Annotated in this window: 1 protein-coding gene; it reads right to left on the bottom strand. The window is 56.0% G+C overall.

The annotated features are described in order from the left end of the window. On the bottom strand, positions 1 to 763 hold a 763-nt coding region (locus tag ACF8EA_RS25260), incomplete at both ends, for an IS110 family transposase (RefSeq protein ID WP_392523652.1).

The following is a 763-nucleotide window of genomic DNA, read 5'->3' as shown; positions in this document are numbered from 1 at the left end:
CCGAGGTGTTCAGAGCTGAAAAGCTTCACCGTATCAAATGGCACATCCCCACGCATGCATGCCCAGATGCCTGTCAGATACTTGCGCATGACAGCAGCGATAGCCTGCATTTTTTTCTTGCCTCTACTGACCAGGGATTCGTAAAAAGCCTTCGCATAAGGGTCGCAGCGCACTGCGGTCAAGGCAGGCATGTACATGGCTGCCCGCAGATAAGCATTCCCGCTTTTGCCGAGCCGACCGGGCTTGTCAATGCTCGTCCCCGACTGTGTCTGCCGAACATCCAGCCCCGCGTGACGAGCTACCTGCGAGGACTTGAGCATTTGAGGAAGGGTGGTCAGCTCAGCCAATGCAGCAAGTGCTGAGACTTCTCCTATTCCTGGGCCTGCGAGCAGCTGCTTGTACTGCCGAGTAAGCGTCGGACACTGGGCGACCATCTCGCGGCCAGCCTTACGAAAGCGTTCAATTCGATTATCCAGTGAAGCAATGGCTTCTTCTTGATCTTCGATCAGCATCGACACGGTCGTAGAGGTCGCCTGCAGCGCATGGAGTTCGTTCTTCGCCCTGGTACGGTGTCCCACCAAACGGTTGATGTGCCGGCCCAGAGCCCTCAGCTCAAGCTGCACAGGGCTTGGAGGCGTCCACAAGCGCGGTGTCATACGCTCGCCGTACTCGGACAGCAACTGAGCATCTATTGCATCGGTCTTGCTGTTCACCAGCATCAGTTTGGCGAAATTGTGAAAGCTCTTGGGGTTGATCACTGAAA

The sequence above is a fragment of the Pseudomonas sp. YQ_5 genome, assembly GCF_043103305.1.
In the GTDB taxonomy this organism is placed as follows: domain Bacteria; phylum Pseudomonadota; class Gammaproteobacteria; order Pseudomonadales; family Pseudomonadaceae; genus Aquipseudomonas; species Aquipseudomonas putida_Y.
Note: the sequence above shows the minus strand (reverse complement) of the source record. Positions and strands in the feature narration are given on the sequence as shown.